This is a genomic window from Nocardioides sp. GCM10023255 (genome assembly GCF_042653125.1).
Taxonomy (GTDB): Bacteria; Actinomycetota; Actinomycetes; order Propionibacteriales; family Nocardioidaceae; genus Nocardioides.
This window is the reverse complement of sequence record NZ_JBHSHU010000003.1, coordinates 570,388-587,467: the sequence shown is the minus strand read 5'-3', so window position 1 is coordinate 587,467 and position 17,080 is coordinate 570,388. Positions and strand designations below refer to the sequence as shown.

Here is a 17,080-nt window from a genome sequence, read left to right as displayed (position 1 = left end):
CCCGTGTCCTCCGGTGCCCTGCCGCAGCGCGGCCTCCCCTCGGGCCTCCGGAGAGGCCTCACCTTCTGGCGACAGTCGATCCAGGCCCGGGTCGTCGCGAGCACGGTGGTGCTGTCGGCCGTGGTCGTGAGCATCGTCGGCTGGTTCCTGCTGCAGCAGACCCGCGAGGGCATGCTGGACCACCGGGTGGCGGCGGTGGTCGCCGAGGCCAACAACGAGACGACGGAGGCGCGCACCCGGCTCGCCGCCGCGCCCGGCACCGACATCGACTCGGCCTCGCAGCAGCGCGACCTGGTCGAGCCCATCATCCAGCGGGCCTCCACCCGCGGCTTCAGCGTCGTGCTCGCCGGCCCGGTCGGTGACGGCGGCCGGATCGCCGACGGCGGGGCCGAGTCGACGCCGGGCCTGGACACCTCCAGCGTGCCGACCTCGCTCGAGGCCCACTTCGACAAGAACGCGCCCACGGCCTGGACCTACACCAGGATCCGGCTCACCGGCACCGACGGCTCGGTCACCGACGAGCCCGGCATCGTGGTCGGCTCGCAGGTCAAGCTGCCCTCGGACGGCGCGACGTACACGCTCTACTACCTCTTCCCGCTCGACGAGGAGCAGGAGACCCTGGCGCTCGTCACCCGTGCGCTGCTGACCGCCGCGGTCCTGCTGCTGGTACTGGTGGCGGGGATGACCTGGCTCGTGACGCGCCAGGTGGTGGCCCCGGTCCGGATGGCCAGACGGGTCGCCGAGCGGCTGGCGGCGGGGCAGCTGCAGGAGCGGCTCCAGGTCTCCGGCGAGGACGACCTGGCCCGCCTGGCCACCTCGTTCAACCAGATGGCGAGCAACCTGCAGCGGCAGATCCGCCAGCTCGAGGAGCTGAGCCGGGTGCAGCGCCGCTTCGTCTCCGACGTGTCCCACGAGCTGCGCACGCCGCTGACGACCGTGCGGATGGCGAGCGACGTGCTGCACGACGCCCGCGAGGACTTCGACCCGGCCACGGCCCGGGCCGCCGAGCTGCTGCAGACCGAGCTGGACCGCTTCGAGACCCTGCTGAGCGACCTGCTCGAGATCAGCCGGTTCGACGCGGGCGCGGCCGTGCTCGAGGCCGAGGACGTCAACCTCGTCGACGTCGCCCACCGCGTCGTCGAGCGCACCCGGGTGCTGGCCGACCAGCGCGGGGTGCGCGTGGTCGTCCGCGACCCGGACCACCCGTGCCTCGCGGAGGCCGACGTACGCCGCGTCGAGCGGATCGTGCGCAACCTGGTCACCAACGCCATCGACCACGCGGAGAGCAGCGACCGCGGCGCCGAGATCGTGGTGAACGTCGCCGGGGACGAGCACTCCGCCGCCATCGCGGTGCGCGACTACGGCGTGGGGCTGGCGCCGGGGGAGGCCGCCATGGTGTTCAACCGCTTCTGGCGGGCCGACCCGGCGCGGGCGCGGACCAGCGGCGGCACCGGGCTGGGACTGTCGATCTCGATGGAGGACGCCCACCTCCACGGCGGCTGGCTCCAGGCATGGGGGCGGCCCGGACGGGGCGCCCAGTTCCGTCTGACCCTGCCGCGCCGGGCCGGCGTGCCGCTGCGCCAGAGCCCGCTCCCGCTGGTGCCCGCCGACGCCGACGTCACGGCCGACGAGGTCGAGACGGGCGACATCGACGCGGAGGAGACCGTCCCGTGAGCCGTCGACCCGCTGCCCTCCTCCTCGCCCTGGTGGTGACCCTGGCGCCGGCTGTGTCGGGCTGCGTGCGCATGCCCGAGAGCGGCCCCGTCGTCGAGACCCGGTCCGGAGGTGCGCTCAACGACGAGCCCGGGATCTACATCGACCCGCGCCCGCCGGAGAAGGGCGCCTCGGCCGCCGACATCGTCAAGGGCTTCCTCGACGCGATGACCGCCACCCCGATCCAGACCAACGTGGCCAAGCAGTTCCTCGCCAAGGGCGCCCAGGCCTCCTGGAACCCCGAGCGCAGCACCATCACCTACGCCGACGCAGCGCCCCCGCGCCTGACCCGGGGCTCGCGGGTGTCGGTCCAGCTGACCGGGGCGGACCACCTCGACGCACGCGGCGCCTGGCGGGGTCCCCTCCCGCGGGGGGCGCACAACCTGCAGTTCCCGATGACGGTCGAGAACGGCGAGTACCGCATCGCCTCGGCCCCCAACGCCCTGATCGTGCCCGAGCCCTGGTTCGCGCAGCGCTTCCGTGAGGTGTCGCTCTACTTCTTCGAGCCGACCGCCCAGGTGCTGGTCCCGGAGCCGGTGTTCGTGCCCCGGGGCGAGCAGCTGGCCACGGCCCTCATCAAGGGCCTGCTCCGTGGACCGCGCGCCGACCTCGCCCGGGTCTCGCGGAGCTTCATCCCGCCCGGCCTGACCTTCGGGCTCTCCGTCCCCGTGTCCGCGGGCGGGGTCGCCGACATCTCGCTCAAGGGGGATGCCGGCCCGCAGACCGCCCAGGCCGTCACGCTGATGATGGCCCAGCTCGCCTGGACGCTGCGCCAGGAGCCCGCGATCAGCGCCCTGCGCGTCTCGATCGGGGGCCAGCAGATCCAGCTCCCCGGCGGGGTCAGCGAGGTCGCCGTGGACCAGGGGGCGGCGTACGACCCCGGCGGGTTCGCCGCGAGCTCGCAGCTCTACGGCCTGCGTCACGGACTGCTCGTCGCCGGGGAGGCGGGCGCGTTGTCGGCCGTCGACGGGCCGCTCGGGGGGACCCAGTACGGTCTCCGCTCGGTCGCGGTCAACCTCGACGCGACCCAGGCGGCCGGCGTCTCCGGGGAAGGGGACTCGGTCCTGGTGGCCCCGGTGGGCGGCGCGACCGACGAGGTGCGCCAGGTGGTCAGCTCGGCCAGCAACCTGCTGACTCCGGCGTGGGACTTCGCGGACCGGATCTGGTTGGTGGACCGGGCGCCGGGCGGCGCGCAGGTCTCGTACGTCGAGGGCGGGGGGCCCACCTCGGTGCGCGTGCCGGGCCTCAGCGGCCGCTCGGTCAAGAGCTTCCTGGTGTCGCGCGACGGGTCCCGCCTCGTCGCGGTGGAGCACCGTCGGTCCGGCGACGCCCTCGTGGTCAGCAGGATCCGCCACGACGAGCAGGGCCGGGTGCTGGGGGCGACCCGCGCCCACCGGATCGCCTGGGAGGGCGGCGAGCGCCTGCGGATCCGCGACATCGCCTGGCGCACGCCCACGACGGTCGCGGTGCTGCACGAGCTCACCGACAACCTCTCCCAGGTCCGCACCATCGCCGTGGACGGGTCGCCCTCGGGCGCGGACAGCCTGGCGACCACCCTGCGCGGGGACGTGCGCTCGCTGGCCGGCTCGCCGGTCCCCTCGCAGAGCCTGTACGCCGTGACCGGCTCGAGCCTGATCGACCTGTCCTACTCCGAGCGCGGCAGCGCGAAGCTCGACCCGGGGGTCACGGCCATCGGCTACGTGGGCTGACCGACACCGCGACCGTCGTCCACAGCGAGCCCTGCTCGTGCTTGAGCCGGCGGTCACGGCCTGCTGTCATCGACGGGTGCGCTCCCTCGACGCTGCGGCCGACCTGCTGCTCGGCGCGCGGTGCGTCGGGTGCTCCCGTCCGGGACGGGTCCTGTGCGGCGGTTGCGAGGCGGCGCTGCCCGAGGGCGCGGCCGTCGCCTGGCCGAGCCCGGCGCCGGCCGGCCTGGCCACCCCGTGGGCGGCCGCGGAGTACGCCGGCGTCGTGAGGTCGATGGTCGTCGGGCACAAGGAGCACCGGCTGCTGGCGCTGCGGCGCAACCTCGCGCTGCTGCTGGCCCGCGCGGTGGCGGCCGGCCCTCCGACGGGACCGCTCGTGCTGGTCCCGGTCCCGTCGCGGCCGGCGAGCGTCCGGGCGCGTGGCTACGACCCGACGTACGCGCTGACGGCCCGGGCGGCCGCCGTGCTCCGCACGGCCGGCCATGACGTCGTGACGCAGCGGCTGCTGCGCACCCGGCCCGGCGTGGTCGACCAGGCCGGCCTCGACGCCGGCGCGCGGGCGGCGAACCTGGCCGGGTCCATGTGCTGCCCGTCCCCGGCACTGCGGCGGGTCGGGAGGCGTCGGCCGCGGGCCAGGTTCGTGGTCTGCGACGACGTGCTCACCACCGGCGCGACGGCGCGGGAGGCCCAGCGTGCGCTGGAGTCCGTGGGGCTGGAGGTGACGCGCGTGGCGGTGGTGGCGGCCACCCGCCGCCGTCTGCCGCCCCGGACCCGCGGTCTCGGCGAATCTTCAGGACCCAGGGTTTCGCCCGGACCGAACACCCACTAGCGTCTCTACATGGAGTCCGTCCGGGTCCGTGGTTGCGTCGTCAGGGCGCCCCGGTCCGGGGTGTCAGGACGGCTAGCCGATGCCAGTCGCAGGCGAAACGGTCCACGTAAGGCTCTCCTCGAGAGCCGATCACGGTGCGGCTTAGTCGTAAGTCCTGCCTCGTCCCCGTCGTCAGACACGACGGTCGGCGGGAGAAGGGCAGTAGTGGCAGAGAAGCTGCGAACCCCTCAGCAGGCGATTGTGGGGTCGAAGACCAGGTCGGCCGGACGGGCTCCTTCAACTCCGGGTCGCGGGTCCTTCCGGACCCGTGCCTCGGCCTGCCCACCGAGAGGTGTGCGCGGGAGCTAGAAGAAACCAACCAAGCAACGGGAGGTTCCCATGGAAGTTGTGGTCACGGGTCGACACTGTGAGCTGTCCGAGCGGTTCCGGAGTCATGTCGCGGAGAAGCTGTCGCGACTCGAGAAGCACGACCACCGCATCATGCGGGTCCAGGTGGAGGTGGAGTGCGAGCGCAACCCGCGCCAGCACGACCGCGCCGTCCGGCTCGAGCTGACCGCGTTCTCCAAGGGACCGGTGATCAGGGCCGAGGCAGCCGCCGAGGACAAGATGGGTGCCCTCGACCTGGCCCTCGACAAGATGGCTGCGCAGATGCGCCGGGCCGCGGACCGGCGCCGGGTGCACCGTGGCCGGCACGCCCCGGTCTCCGTGGGGCAGGCGCTCGCGGACGCCCCGGTGGCGGGCCTCGAGACCAGCGAGGACGAGACGGTGACCGAGCGCCAGGTCGGGCCGATCGCCGTCACCGGTGACGGACCGCTGGTGGTCCGGGAGAAGACCCACCCGGCGAGCCCGATGACCCTCGACCAGGCCCTCTACGAGATGGAGCTGGTCGGCCACGACTTCTACCTGTTCGTCGACAAGGAGAACGACCGTCCGGCGGTCGTCTACCGTCGGCGCGGCTACGACTACGGCGTCATCTCGCTGGATCTCGGCGCCGCCGAATGACGCGTTCCTGACGCCTGCGAGGCGGCGGGGTGGCCCGATCGGGCCACCCCGTTCGTCGTTCCCGGCCTCGGGTGGGTCCCAAGAGCCACCCACACGTGCCATGATGCGCAGGTGGCGGAACACGAGATCGAGGCAGAGCCGGAGCCGATCCGCGTCCTCGTGGTCGATGACCAGGAGCTGTTCCGGCGGGGGCTGACCATGCTGCTCGCCGTCGAACCGGGGATCGAGGTCATCGGCGAGGCCGGCGACGGCATCGAGGGCACCGACCTGGCGGCGACCTCCGCGCCCGACGTGGTCCTCCTCGACATCCGGATGCCGAAGCGGTCGGGGATCGAGGCCTGCCTGGCCATCAAGGACGCCGTCCCGTCGGCCAAGATCATCATGCTCACGGTCTCCGACGAGGAGGCCGACCTCTACGAGGCGGTCAAGAGCGGTGCCTCGGGCTACCTGCTCAAGGACTCCTCCATCGACGAGGTCGCGCAGGCGGTCCGGGTGGTCGCCGACGGCCAGTCGCTGATCAGCCCGTCGATGGCGGTCAAGCTCATCGACGAGTTCAAGCAGATGTCGCGCCCCGAGCGCGACCACGTGCCCGGCCTCCGGCTCACCGAGCGCGAGCTCGAGGTGCTGCGGCTGGTGGCCAAGGGCCTGAACAACCGCGAGATCGCCAAGCAGCTGTTCATCAGCGAGAACACGGTCAAGAACCACGTCCGCAACATCCTCGAGAAGCTCCAGCTCCACTCCCGCATGGAGGCGGTCATGTACGCGGTCCGCGAGAAGCTCCTCGACCTTCCCTGACGTCCGGCACGCACGCTCGCTGCGTTGTCGTCGCTCGACGGCCGAACCCGGTGGCGACGGGGTGTCGGTGGTGTTGCGTACCCTCCCGCCATGCAGTCGCTGAGCACCGCCCAGGCGCGCCGCGTCGCGCTGGCGGCCCAGGGGTTCCTCGACAAGCGGCACGCGGTGCCCACGATGCGCACCTTCCAGCGCACCCTCGAGCGCACGGGCGTGCTGCAGGTCGACTCCGTCAACGTGCTGCAGCGCGCCCACTACATGCCGCTGTACTCCCGGATGGGCCCCTACGACGTCGACCTGCTGCGGCGGGCGGCCGAGCAGCGGCCGCGCCGGATCGTCGAGTACTGGGCGCACGTCCAGGCGTTCATGCCCGTGGAGCTGTGGCCGGTGATGCAGCACCGGATGGACGAGCACCGTGCCAAGCGGGGCAAGTGGGGGATCGTCGAGGAGGACCCGGAGCTCGAGAAGCGGCTGGTCGACGAGGTCCGTGACGCGGGCCCCTCGACCGCACGCGACCTCGACGACGGGCTGCCCCGCACCAAGGAGCACTGGGGCTGGAACTGGTCCAGGACCCGCCGCGTCCTCGACTACCTCTACACGGTCGGCGACCTCGCCATCGCCGGGCGCAACAGCCAGTTCGAGGTGCTCTACGACCTGCCCGAGCGCGTGATCCCCGCCGAGGTCCTGGCCCGCGAGACGCCGTCGCCGGCCGAGGCCAGCCGCGAGCTCGTGCGTCGGGCGGCCCGGTCGCACGGCGTCGCCACCGCCCAGTGCCTGCGCGACTACTACCGGATGCACGTCCGCCACGCCGGGCCCGCCATCGCCGAGCTGGTGGAGGAGGGAGAGCTGCTGCCGGTCACGATCGACGGGTGGAGGCGCCCCGCCTACCTGCACCGCGACGCCCGCGTCCCGCGACGGGTGCGGGCCCGCGCCCTGCTCAGCCCCTTCGACCCGCTGGTCTGGGAGCGGGAGCGCACCGAGCGGCTCTTCGACTTCCGCTACCGCATCGAGATCTACGTGCCCGCCGACCAGCGTGTGCACGGCTACTACGTGCTCCCGTTCCTCCTCGGCGACCGGATCGTCGCCAGGGTCGACCTCAAGGCCGACCGGAAGGCCGGACGCCTGCAGGTCAAGGCGGCGTACGCCGAGGCCGGGGCGCCCCCGGAGACGGCGAGCGAGCTCGCGGCGGAGCTGCGGGTCCTCGCCGGCTGGCTGGGGCTCGACGACGTCACGGTCGAGCCGCGCGGCGACCTGGCTCCGCAGCTGGGGGACCTGACCGGGGCTCGTGCGGCATTCGGTTAGGGTCCGCTCGACGCGCTGGGTAGAGTGGCGCAGCACTCAACTGATCAGGGAGTTACACCGTCGTGCCTGCCATTCTTGACAAGATCCTCCGCATCGGCGAAGGGAAGATCCTGCGCCAGCTCGAGGCCGTCGCGCAGGCCGTCAACGCCATCGAGGACGACTTCGTCGCGATGAGCGACGCCGAGCTCCGGGGCATGACCGCGGAGTTCAAGGAGCGGCTCGCCAACGGCGAGGCCCTCGACGACCTGATGCCGGAGGCGTTCGCCACGGTGCGCGAGGCGGCCAAGCGGGTCACCGGCATGCGCCCCTTCGACGTGCAGGTCATGGGTGGCGCCGCGCTCCACCTCGGCAACATCGCCGAGATGAAGACCGGTGAGGGCAAGACCCTCGTCGCCACGCTGCCGTCGTACCTCAACGCGCTCACCGGCAAGGGCGTCCACGTGGTCACGGTCAACGACTACCTGGCCAAGTACCAGTCCGAGATGATGGGCCGGATCCACCACTTCCTCGGCCTCGAGACGGGGGTGATCCTGCCGGAGATGACCCCTGCCCAGCGGCGGGTCGCCTACGCCTGCGACATCACCTACGGCACCAACAACGAGCTCGGCTTCGACTACCTGCGCGACAACATGGCCGGCTCCATCGAGGAGTGCGTCCAGCGCGGTCACCACTTCGCCGTGGTCGACGAGGTCGACTCGATCCTGATCGACGAGGCACGCACCCCGCTGATCATCAGCGGCCCCACGCAGGACGAGGTCCGCTGGTACGACGAGTTCGCGAGGATCGCCCGCACCCTGGTCAAGGACGTGGACTACGAGGTCGACGAGAAGAAGCGCACGATCTCGGTCCTCGAGCCCGGCATCACCAAGGTCGAGGACCACCTCGGCATCGAGAACCTCTACGAGTCGGCCAACACCCCGCTCATCTCGTTCCTGAACAACTCCATCAAGGCCAAGGAGCTGTTCCGCAACGACAAGGAGTACGTCGTCATGGACGGCGAGGTGCTCATCGTCGACGAGCACACCGGCCGCATGCTGGTCGGCCGCCGCTACAACGACGGCCTGCACCAGGCGATCGAGGCCAAGGAGGGCGTGCAGGTCCGCGAGGAGTACCAGACCCTCGCCACCGTCACGCTGCAGAACTACTTCCGCCTCTACGAGAAGCTCTCCGGCATGACCGGTACGGCCATGACCGAGGCCTCGGAGTTCGACAAGATCTACAAGCTCGGCGTGGTGCCGATCCCGACCAACAAGCCGCTGGCCCGCATCGACCAGGCCGACCTCGTCTACCGCACCGAGGAGGCGAAGTACGACGCCGTCGCCGACGACATCGCCGAGCGCCACCAGAAGGGCCAGCCGGTCCTGGTCGGCACGGTGTCGGTCGAGAAGTCCGAGCACCTCTCCCAGCTGCTGAAGAAGCGCGGGATCCCGCACTCCGTGCTGAACGCCAAGGTGCACGCCAACGAGGCCAAGATCGTCGCGCAGGCCGGCCACAAGGGCGCCGTCACCGTGGCCACCAACATGGCCGGTCGAGGCACCGACATCATGCTCGGCGGCTCGGTCGACTTCCTCGCCGACCAGGAGCTGCGCGCGCAGGGCCTCGAGCCCGCGGGCGAGACCGCGGCCGAGTACGAAGCCGCCTGGCCGGGCATGGTCGAGAAGATCAAGGCCCAGGTCGCGGCCGAGCACGACGAGGTCAAGGAGCTCGGCGGCCTCTACGTCGTCGGCACCGAGCGCCACGAGTCCCGCCGCATCGACAACCAGCTGCGCGGTCGCTCCGGACGTCAGGGCGACCCGGGCGAGTCGCGGTTCTACCTGTCGCTGCAGGACGAGCTGATGCGCCTGTTCAAGTCCGACTGGGTCGACCGGGTTCTCCAGGTCCTCAAGATCCCCGACGACGTCCCCATCGAGAACAAGCGGGTCACGAACGCGATCGCCAACGCCCAGGGCCAGGTCGAGTCGCAGAACTTCGAGTCCCGCAAGAACGTCCTGAAGTACGACGACGTGATGGACCGCCAGCGCAAGGTGATCTACGCCGAGCGTCGACGGGTCCTCGAGGGCGCCGACCTGCAGGAGCAGATCCGCACCTTCATCGACGACGTCGTGACCGGCTACGTCACCGGCGCCACCCAGGAGTTCGCGGAGGAGTGGGACCTCGAGGCGCTGTGGACGGCGCTGCGCCAGATCTACCCGATCTCGGTCGACGCCGCCGTGCTCGAGAAGCAGGCGGGCGGTCGCGCCAACCTCGAGGCCGACGAGGTCATCGAGGCGATCCGAAAGGACGCCCACGAGGCCTACGACCGACGCGAGCAGGAGATCGGCGAGGAGGTGATGCGCGAGCTCGAGCGGCGCGTGATCCTCTCCGTCCTCGACCGCAAGTGGCGCGAGCACCTCTACGAGATGGACTACCTCCGCGAGGGCATCTACCTGCGCGCCTACTCGCAGCGTGACCCGCTGGTCGAGTACCAGCGCGAGGGCTTCGACATGTTCGCCGCGATGATGGACGGCATCAAGGAGGAGGCGGTCGGCTTCCTGTTCAACCTCGAAATCCAGGTGGAGGCCGAGGAGGAGGTCGAGGAGCTCGAGGAGGTCGTCGAGCCGATGCGCCAGCCGGTCCCGGGCACGCCGGGCCACGAGGCTCCGCACATCAGGGCCAAGGGCCTCGAGCGCCCGCAGCAGCCCACCAACCTCGCCTACTCCGCTCCCAGCGAGGACGGCGAGGTCGAGGTGAAGGCCGCGGCGGCTGCCGAGGACGAGTTCGCCGGCGTGGGGCGCAACGACAAGTGCCCCTGCGGCTCCGGCAAGAAGTTCAAGCTGTGCCACGGTCGCCCCGGCGGCCCGACCGGACTGACGGCGCGGATCTCGTAGACCACCACGCGTGGACCAGGGCGGTGACCTCCGGTCACCGCCCTGGTCCGTCTCACGCGAACTCCAGCGCCGTGCACTGCCAACGGCCGGAGCGGAGCTCGAAGCGCGCGGCCAGCGCGCGCGAGCGCTGCCCGTAGCGCACGTGCACGCTGACCTCGACCGCCCGCCGGGAGAGGAAGCAGGTGTGCACACCGCGGACCTGGGGTCGCACGGGCTGCACGCGTCCCTGACCCGGCAGGTGCTGACCGGCCCGGGCCACCAGCAGCGCCCGCCGGTGCAGGTCGAGGTAGACGTCGCGGCTCGACCAGCGCAGCAGCTGGGAGACCGGGCGGTCGCCGCCGACGATCTCCACCGCGGCCTGGGCGTAGCGCCGGGCCCACTCCTCGACCTGGCGCCGCACCGCCTGGTCGATCGGGATGACGTCGCCGGCCACCCGGCAGGGAGCCCGGCCGGGGACGGGCGGGTCGTGGCGGGGCTGCAGGTCGAGCGCGAGGGTGCCCTGGATGCTGTCCACGGGCACCGGGACGCGGAGGGGTACGACGTTCTCGCGGGACGGTGTCATGGGGTGCTCCTCTCGGTGTGGACTCATCGGTTCAGGGGGCGGGGGAGTCGGAGGGTCGTGCCCGGCCGGACCAGGTCCGGGTCGGAGCCGATCACCGCGCGGTTGAGCGCGTAGATCCGCTGCCAGCAGGCCTCGACGGCGGCGTCGGAGGAGTCCGGGGGGAGGGTCCGCTCGGCGATCCGCCACAGCGAGTCGCCGACCCGCACCGTGACCTGTCCCCCGACCCGGGCGGGCCCGGGCGGGTGAGCGGTCGCGGAGGTGATCCGGCCGCCCCCGGGCAGGCCGCCGGTGGGCCGGTCGGGGAGGGGAAGGCCCTGGAGCAGGGCGGCGGCGGTCGCTCCGGTGCGGTCCCGGTGCAGGGCCCCCGGCGTGGCGAGGGAGGGGGAGGCCAGGGCGGTCGAGGTGAGCCCGCCGGTCAGGGCGACCCCGCAGGCGGTCAGCAGCAGGCGGCGTACGGGGGTGGGGACGCCCCGGAGCGGCTCGGCGCGGGCACCGCGGGCGGCGTGCAGCGCGACCACGCCGGTGACGAGCCACAGCCACGACGTCGCCAGCGCGGCGGCGAGGGCGCACGACCACTCCAGCAGCCGGGTGAACGGCTGGGAGGCGAGCCCTCCGGCGCCGGCGGCGTGCGCGAGCCCGACGAGGTCCGGGGTGAGGAGCCAGCCGGCTCCCGCCACCCCCGCCGTGACCGTCAGCCACACGGCCAGGCAGCGTGCCGGCGGCGCGTCGCACCGATCGTTCATCCCGAGATCCTTGCGTTTGCTTACGTTTGCTTCAGTACACGCTTCTTTACTTTCGTGGTCAACGGTTCATCCACAGTGGTCAGGCGGCGATGCGCGTGACAGGGTCGGCCCATGGCGTGGGAGGAAGAGCTGTTCGCCCTGTTCGACGACCTCGAGCAGCAGGCCGAGGCGCTCTACGACGCCGACCGCGGCCCCGAGCTGGCCGACCGGAGCCGGGCGGAGTACCACCACGTCACGCTCGCCAGCCGACTGATGGCCTCGTTGGACCACGAGGTGGCGCTGGACCTGCTCGGGGCAGGGACCGTCAGGGGCGTGCTGGAACGGGTCGGCACGGGCTGGTGCCTGCTGCGCGGGAGCGCGCAGGACTGGGTGGTGCGCACCGACGCGGTCACCCGGGTCCTCGGCGCGTCGGAGAGGTCGGTGCCGGAGGTGGCCTGGTCACCGGTGACGAAGCTGGGCCTGGGGTCCGCCCTGCGCCGGGTCGCGGGCGCCGGCGAGCGCTGCCTGCTGCACCTGGTCGACGGAGGCCGTCACGAGGCGGTGCTGCGTCGGGTCGGTGCCGACTTCGTCGAGGCGAGCGTGGGGGAGGGGCGGGTGCAGCTGTTCGCCTTCACCGCCCTGGCCGCGGTCCAGAGCCGCGACTGACCCCCCGCCCCCGGGTCGCGCGGCCCCGCCCGGTCAGGTCGCGTCGGCGTCGTACGGCGGGAGCTCGCCGGCCTCGAGGGGGCGCAGCCCGCGCCGGCGGGGAGTGACCTCGTCGCGGTCGGCCTCCTCCATCGCCTCGACGATGTGCTTGCGCACGATCGTGCGGGGGTCGAGGTCGCGCAGCTCGAGGTCGGCGTACTCGGGCCCGAGCTCGTCGCGCAGCTCGTCACGGGCGGCGTTGGCGAGGTTGCGGGCCTTGCGCACCATCTGGCCGGCCTGGCGGGCCAGCTCGGGGAGCTTGTCGGGGCCGAACACCAGCACGGCCACGAACGCGATGACCGCGAACTCCGGCAGACCGACCCCGAACACGGGTCAGAACTTACTGGTGGGGGTGAGCCCGAGCTGCATCCCGGCCAGCCCGCGGCTGCGACCCGAGAGCTGGCCGGCCACCTCGATCAGCACGGCGGCCGCCGGCGCGGTCGGGTCGGCGTCCACGATCGGCTTGCCGACGTCGCCGCCCTCGCGCAGCGAGGTGTCGAGCGGCACCCGGCCCAGGACCGGCACGGAGTAGCCGAAGCGCTCCGAGAGCGTGGCGGCGACCCGGTCGCCGCCCCCGCTGCCGAAGATCTCGAGCCGGTGATCCGGCTCCCCGGACTCGGAGCAGTGCGGGCAGAGCAGGAAGCTCATGTTCTCCACGACGCCCGCGACCCGCTGGTGCATCATCGAGGCCATCGTGCCGGCGCGCTCCGCGACCTCGGCCGCGGCCTCCTGGGGCGTCGTGACGACCACGACCTCGGCGCCGGGCAGGTGCTGGCCCAGGGAGATGGCGACGTCGCCGGTGCCGGGCGGCAGGTCGAGCAGCAGGACGTCGAGGTCGCCCCAGTAGACGTCGGCGAGCATCTGCACGAGGGCTCGGTCCAGCATCGGGCCACGCCAGGCGACCACCTGGTCGCGACGCGGCTTGAGCATCCCGATGGAGATGACCGAGACGCCGCTGGCGGTGGGGACCGGCATGATCAGGTCGTCGACCTGGGTCGGGCGGGAGTCGGCCACGCCGAGCATGGCCGGGACGGAGTGCCCGTAGATGTCGGCGTCGACCACGCCGACCTTGAGTCCCTGCTTGGCCATGGCGAGGGCGAGGTTCACGGTCACCGACGACTTGCCGACGCCTCCCTTGCCGCTGGCGATGGCGAAGACCTTGGTGAGGTTGCCCGGCTGGGCGAAGGGGATCTCGCGCTGCGCCTGGCCACCGCGGAGCATCTCCTGGAGGCCCGCGCGCTGCTCGGCGGTCATGACGCCGAGCTGGAGGTCGACCCCGGTGACGCCCTCGACCCGGGTCACCGCGGCGGTGACGTCGCGGTTGATCGTGTCCTTGAGCGGGCAGCCGGCGACGGTCAGCAGCACGGTGAGGTGCACGACGCCATCGCCGTCGATCTCCACCGAGTCCACCATGCCGAGGTCGGTGATCGGACGCTTGATCTCGGGGTCGTTGACGGTGGCCAGTGCCGCGTGGATCCGGTCGAGAAGGGGGGTAGTCATGATGCCCCGAGTCTATGCGGTGGGCTCCAGCGCCGGCCCCGCGGTGTCAGCGTCCGGCTGCGTGGAGCGCGACCGCGGGCACGCAGACGCGGATGTCGTCGGGAAGCCTGAAGACGCTGCGCACGGCCCGGTGGTCGGAGGCGGTCAGGGGCATCACCCGGGACTCCAGGGGCACCAGCCGGGGCGAGTGCAGCAGGTAGTCGATGCGGATGCGGGGCCGGAACGCCGGGATCGTCGCCCCCTCGCCCTTCCCCACCTCGGCGAACGAGTCCGAGAGCAGCGGGCGGGTCATGCCGATCACGGGCGAGCCCGGGACGGTGTTCAGGTCGCCGCCCAGGATGACCGGCAGGTCCTCGCGGGCCAGGATCCGGGTGATCGCGCGCATCTGCCGCAGACGCAGCGGGAAGTACCCGTCCTGCAGGTGGGTGTTGTAGACCGCGATCCGGGTCCCCCCGAAGTCGACGACGGTGCGCAGCAGCCCGCGTTGCTGGGCGCCCGGCGCCGTGGGCAGCAAGGTGTTGCGCGAGGACACGATCGGGTAGCGGGACAGGGTCATCACGCCGTAGTCGCCGCCGTCGGCCGGGTGGTCGTTGACGCCGAAGGCCGCGTGCATGCCGAGACCGGCCTCCAACGCGGCGGGTTCGTCCACGTTCCTCACCCGGCCGCGGTTGCGGGACACCTCCTGGAGCAGCACCAGGCCGGAGTCCCACGACTCGACGGCCTGCGCGAGGTCGTCGAGGCGGAGCCGGCCGTCGGCCAGCCCGGAGTGGATGTTGAACGTCGTGACCGCGAGACCCTTCGTGCCGTCGAAGCGGACGCACTGGTCGGGACCCCGCCCCGGGCTGCTCGGGGCGGGAGCAGGCAGGATCGCCTGGGGCGCGGGACCGGGGACCCGGGGGGTCGGTGCCGGGGTGGCACCTGCTCGAGACGCGGGGGCGTCGTCGTCAGCGGAGGTCCGTTGCCGGTGGACCGCCGCCAGCGTCACGATGAGGACGGCGACGACGGCCAGCACCACGACCGTGCGCCGCTGGGCGACGTCTGGCTCGTCCGGTGCGCTCACTCGTCACCCGGGCGGGTCGCCTCGGCGCGGGACCGGTCGTCCAGCTCGGCCAGCAGCGAGCGGAGCTCCGAGCGGAGGAAGTCCCGGGTCGCCATCTCGCCGACCGACATCCGCAGCGAGGCCACCTCGCGGGCGAGGAACTCCATGTCGGCGTGGGCCCGGGTGTTCGCCTGTCGGTCCTGCTCGGCGATCACCTTGTCCCGCGACTCCTGGCGGTTCTGCGCGAGCAGGATGAGGGGCGCGGCGTACGACGCCTGCAGGCTGAGCATCAGGGTGAGGAAGATGAAGGGGTAGTCGTCGAAACGGACGCTCTCGGGCGCGAGCAGGTTCCAGCCCACCCAGATCAGCACGAAGCCCGTCATGTAGAGCAGGAACCGGGCGGTCCCCATGAACCGGGCGAACTGCTCGGCGAAGACGCCGAAGGCGTCGGAGTCGTACGCCGGCCGGCGCACCAGCGACCGGCGCGCCTCCTTGGGCTGGTCGAGCCGCGCTCGCGGCGCGCGTGCCTCAGCCACGGCTCGCCCCCGGACGGGCGTCACCCGGCCGCAGCGCCTGCTCGCGCCAGTTCTCCGGCAGCATGTGGTCGAGGAGGTCGTCGACGGTCACGGCACCGAGGAGCCGGCCGTTGTCGTCCACCACGGGGGCCGCGACGAGGTTGTACGTCGCGAGGTGCGCCGCGACCTGCTCGATCGACGCCGAGGGGCGCAGCGGTGCCATCGAGTCGTCCAGGGCGCCGGCCACCAGGGTGGACGGGGGCTCGCGCAGCAGCCGCTGGATGTGGGCGACGCCGAGGAACTTGCCGGTCGGCGGCTCGAGGGGCTGCCGGCAGACGAAGACCATGGCGGCCAACGAGACCGGGAGGTCGGGGTTGCGCACGTGGGCCAGGGCGTCGGCGATCGTGGCGTCGGGCCCCAGGATCACGGGCTCGGGGGTCATCATCGCGCCGGCCGTGTGCTCGGCGTAGGACATCAGCCTGCGGACGTCCTCGGCCTCGTCGGGCTCCATCAGCTCCAGCAGCGTGGCCGCGGTGGCGGGCGGCAGGTCCGCGATCAGGTCGGCCGCGTCGTCCGGGGACATCTCCTCGAGGATGTCGGCCGCCCGCTCGGAGTCGAGGTGCTCGAGGATCTCCACCTGGTCCTCCTCCGGCAGCTCCTCCAGCACGTCCGCGAGCCGCTCGTCGTCGAGCGCCGCCACCACGGCGGTACGCCGCTCCACCGGCAGGTCGTGGATCATGCTGGCCGCGTCGGCGGGGCGCATCTCGTTCAGGGCGGCGATCAGGTGGGTCGCCCCCTGCGACTCCTCGCGGCCGATGAGCCCCTCGACGTCGCGCCACTCGACGACGTGGGTCTGGCCCCGCCGGCGCAGCGCCTTGGCCGGCTCCTGCACCGCGACCCGGGACAGGACCCAGTCGCGGTTGCGCGCCTGCTCCATGCCCACGTCGTAGACGGTGCCGGTCACGCCGATGCTGGGGATGCGCACCGTGCGGTCGAGCATCTCGCCGATCACGAGCGTCTCGGTGGAGCGCTGCTCGAAGCGGCGCATGTTGAGCAGGCCGGTCGTGTAGACCTGACCGCTGTCGATGTTGGTGACCCGGGTCATCGGCACGAAGATCCGGCGCCGGCCGAAGACCTCGGCCACCAGGCCGAGGACCCGCGGCTGGTTGACCTCCGAGCGCACCGCCGCCACCAGGTCGCGGACCTTCCCGACCTGGTCGCCCAGGGGGTCGAAGATCGGCAGCCCGACGAGGCGGGCGGCGTAGACGCGGATGGGGGCGGTGGTCACGGGGTCACGCTACCGGGACCACGTGGGCGAACACGCCGGATCCCGGCCCGCGCAGGCCGCCCCACCTATACTGCTCGCATGCGTTCACTGGCCGGGCAGGCGATCTCCATGTCGGTGCTGGCCATGGCGCTCGCCGGGACGCTGGCCGCCTGCGGCGACGACTCGGACACTGCCGTGGACGCGGGCACCTCCCCGAGCAGCTCCTCGAGCGCTGCCAGCCCGAGCGAGCCCGCCACCACCGACTCCACCGCACCGTCGGGGCCGCGGTGCGCCGCCGTCTGGAAGGACGGCGCGACCCTGCCCGCGACGTACAAGGGCTGCGTGGACGATGGCCAGTACGTCGCCAAGGACACGCTCGGGTGTTCGTCGGGCCAGGGGATGATCCGCTACGGGGACCACTTCTACGCCGTGTTGCACGGCCAGATCCACGAGACCGAATCGGTGCTCGACAAGGATCGCGGGTACCGTGCAGCGGTCGCGATCTGTCGCGGCTGAGCTCCACCGCTTGCCCGGTCCGTGACCGGCGTTGACGAGCGTG

16 protein-coding genes are annotated in these 17,080 nt (G+C 72.3%); 9 read left to right on the top strand and 7 right to left on the bottom strand.

What is annotated here, in order from left to right; genetic code table 11:
- Window positions 1-3 precede the first annotated feature (3 nt).
- The 7 genes from mtrB (at window position 4) to secA (ending at window position 10,211) form a co-directional block, all read left to right on the top strand.
- Window positions 4-1,674 carry an MtrAB system histidine kinase MtrB gene (mtrB, locus tag ACFO9I_RS06625; protein ID WP_379179026.1) on the top strand — a complete coding sequence of 557 codons (1,671 nt, stop codon included), beginning with the start codon at window positions 4-6 and terminating at the stop codon, window positions 1,672-1,674.
- Window positions 1,671-3,422: an LpqB family beta-propeller domain-containing protein gene (locus tag ACFO9I_RS06620; RefSeq protein ID WP_379179024.1), complete on the top strand. Its 1,752-nt coding sequence runs from the start codon at window positions 1,671-1,673 to the stop codon at window positions 3,420-3,422. Before mtrB ends, ACFO9I_RS06620 begins: the two co-directional genes overlap by 4 nt.
- Before the next feature lie 76 nt (window positions 3,423-3,498).
- Window positions 3,499-4,248: a ComF family protein gene (locus tag ACFO9I_RS06615; protein ID WP_379179022.1), complete on the top strand. Its 750-nt coding sequence runs from the start codon at window positions 3,499-3,501 to the stop codon at window positions 4,246-4,248.
- A 378-nt stretch (window positions 4,249-4,626) separates the two neighbouring features.
- The gene (gene hpf / locus ACFO9I_RS06610; protein WP_379179020.1) at window positions 4,627-5,250 is read left to right on the top strand and encodes a ribosome hibernation-promoting factor, HPF/YfiA family; all 624 of its coding nucleotides are present in this window, start codon (window positions 4,627-4,629) and stop codon (window positions 5,248-5,250) included.
- Window positions 5,251-5,361: 111 nt separating this feature from the next.
- The gene (locus tag ACFO9I_RS06605; protein WP_379179018.1) at window positions 5,362-6,045 is read left to right on the top strand and encodes a response regulator; all 684 of its coding nucleotides are present in this window, start codon (window positions 5,362-5,364) and stop codon (window positions 6,043-6,045) included.
- A 90-nt stretch (window positions 6,046-6,135) separates the two neighbouring features.
- Window positions 6,136-7,344 carry a winged helix-turn-helix domain-containing protein gene (locus ACFO9I_RS06600; protein ID WP_379179016.1) on the top strand — a complete coding sequence of 403 codons (1,209 nt, stop codon included), beginning with the start codon at window positions 6,136-6,138 and terminating at the stop codon, window positions 7,342-7,344.
- Window positions 7,345-7,406: 62 nt separating this feature from the next.
- On the top strand, window positions 7,407-10,211 hold the full coding sequence (secA, locus tag ACFO9I_RS06595; protein ID WP_379179014.1) for a preprotein translocase subunit SecA: 2,805 nt from the start codon (window positions 7,407-7,409) through the stop codon (window positions 10,209-10,211).
- A gap of 52 nt (window positions 10,212-10,263) precedes the next feature.
- On the opposite strand, the gene ACFO9I_RS06590 is transcribed toward secA, so the two are convergent.
- Both ACFO9I_RS06590 and ACFO9I_RS06585 read right to left on the bottom strand, forming a co-directional pair.
- The gene (locus tag ACFO9I_RS06590; protein WP_379179012.1) at window positions 10,264-10,773 is read right to left on the bottom strand and encodes an Rv3235 family protein; all 510 of its coding nucleotides are present in this window, start codon (window positions 10,771-10,773) and stop codon (window positions 10,264-10,266) included.
- 23 nt (window positions 10,774-10,796) lie between these two features.
- On the bottom strand, window positions 10,797-11,516 hold the full coding sequence (locus ACFO9I_RS06585; RefSeq protein WP_379179010.1) for a LysM peptidoglycan-binding domain-containing protein: 720 nt from the start codon (window positions 11,514-11,516) through the stop codon (window positions 10,797-10,799).
- A gap of 111 nt (window positions 11,517-11,627) precedes the next feature.
- Here ACFO9I_RS06585 and ACFO9I_RS06580 point away from each other — a divergent pair, with 111 nt between their 5' ends.
- Complete coding sequence (locus ACFO9I_RS06580) at window positions 11,628-12,161, top strand: hypothetical protein (RefSeq protein ID WP_379179009.1); 534 nt, start codon at window positions 11,628-11,630, stop codon at window positions 12,159-12,161.
- A gap of 33 nt (window positions 12,162-12,194) precedes the next feature.
- On the opposite strand, the gene ACFO9I_RS06575 is transcribed toward ACFO9I_RS06580, so the two are convergent.
- Genes ACFO9I_RS06575 through ACFO9I_RS06555 form a run of 5 tightly spaced genes read right to left on the bottom strand, consistent with a single transcriptional unit; the run spans window position 12,195 to window position 16,542 of the window.
- Window positions 12,195-12,530 carry a sec-independent translocase gene (locus tag ACFO9I_RS06575; protein ID WP_379179007.1) on the bottom strand — a complete coding sequence of 112 codons (336 nt, stop codon included), beginning with the start codon at window positions 12,528-12,530 and terminating at the stop codon, window positions 12,195-12,197.
- A gap of 3 nt (window positions 12,531-12,533) precedes the next feature.
- Window positions 12,534-13,700, bottom strand: coding sequence for an Mrp/NBP35 family ATP-binding protein (locus ACFO9I_RS06570; protein ID WP_379179005.1), 1,167 nt, complete (start codon window positions 13,698-13,700; stop codon window positions 12,534-12,536).
- 46 nt (window positions 13,701-13,746) lie between these two features.
- Window positions 13,747-14,760 carry an endonuclease/exonuclease/phosphatase family protein gene (locus ACFO9I_RS06565; protein WP_379179003.1) on the bottom strand — a complete coding sequence of 338 codons (1,014 nt, stop codon included), beginning with the start codon at window positions 14,758-14,760 and terminating at the stop codon, window positions 13,747-13,749.
- Window positions 14,757-15,275 carry a DUF1003 domain-containing protein gene (locus ACFO9I_RS06560; RefSeq protein WP_379179001.1) on the bottom strand — a complete coding sequence of 173 codons (519 nt, stop codon included), beginning with the start codon at window positions 15,273-15,275 and terminating at the stop codon, window positions 14,757-14,759. The genes ACFO9I_RS06565 and ACFO9I_RS06560 overlap by 4 nt, the downstream gene beginning before the upstream one ends.
- Window positions 15,268-16,542 carry a magnesium transporter MgtE N-terminal domain-containing protein gene (locus tag ACFO9I_RS06555; protein ID WP_379178999.1) on the bottom strand — a complete coding sequence of 425 codons (1,275 nt, stop codon included), beginning with the start codon at window positions 16,540-16,542 and terminating at the stop codon, window positions 15,268-15,270. The genes ACFO9I_RS06560 and ACFO9I_RS06555 overlap by 8 nt, the downstream gene beginning before the upstream one ends.
- Before the next feature lie 78 nt (window positions 16,543-16,620).
- Between ACFO9I_RS06555 and ACFO9I_RS06550 the strand changes: the two genes are divergently transcribed.
- Window positions 16,621-17,037 carry a hypothetical protein gene (locus tag ACFO9I_RS06550; protein ID WP_379178997.1) on the top strand — a complete coding sequence of 139 codons (417 nt, stop codon included), beginning with the start codon at window positions 16,621-16,623 and terminating at the stop codon, window positions 17,035-17,037.
- The last annotated feature ends 43 nt before the right edge of the window (window positions 17,038-17,080 follow it).

Coding starts and splice junctions, on each gene's coding strand:
- ACFO9I_RS06570 (WP_379179005.1), bottom strand. CDS start 13,700: ATGACTACCCCCCTTCTCGACCGGATCCACGCGGCACTGGCCACCGTC.
- ACFO9I_RS06600 (WP_379179016.1), top strand. CDS start 6,136: ATGCAGTCGCTGAGCACCGCCCAGGCGCGCCGCGTCGCGCTGGCGGCC.
- ACFO9I_RS06590 (WP_379179012.1), bottom strand. CDS start 10,773: ATGACACCGTCCCGCGAGAACGTCGTACCCCTCCGCGTCCCGGTGCCC.
- ACFO9I_RS06550 (WP_379178997.1), top strand. CDS start 16,621: ATGCGTTCACTGGCCGGGCAGGCGATCTCCATGTCGGTGCTGGCCATG.
- hpf (WP_379179020.1), top strand. CDS start 4,627: ATGGAAGTTGTGGTCACGGGTCGACACTGTGAGCTGTCCGAGCGGTTC.
- ACFO9I_RS06585 (WP_379179010.1), bottom strand. CDS start 11,516: ATGAACGATCGGTGCGACGCGCCGCCGGCACGCTGCCTGGCCGTGTGG.
- ACFO9I_RS06580 (WP_379179009.1), top strand. CDS start 11,628: ATGGCGTGGGAGGAAGAGCTGTTCGCCCTGTTCGACGACCTCGAGCAG.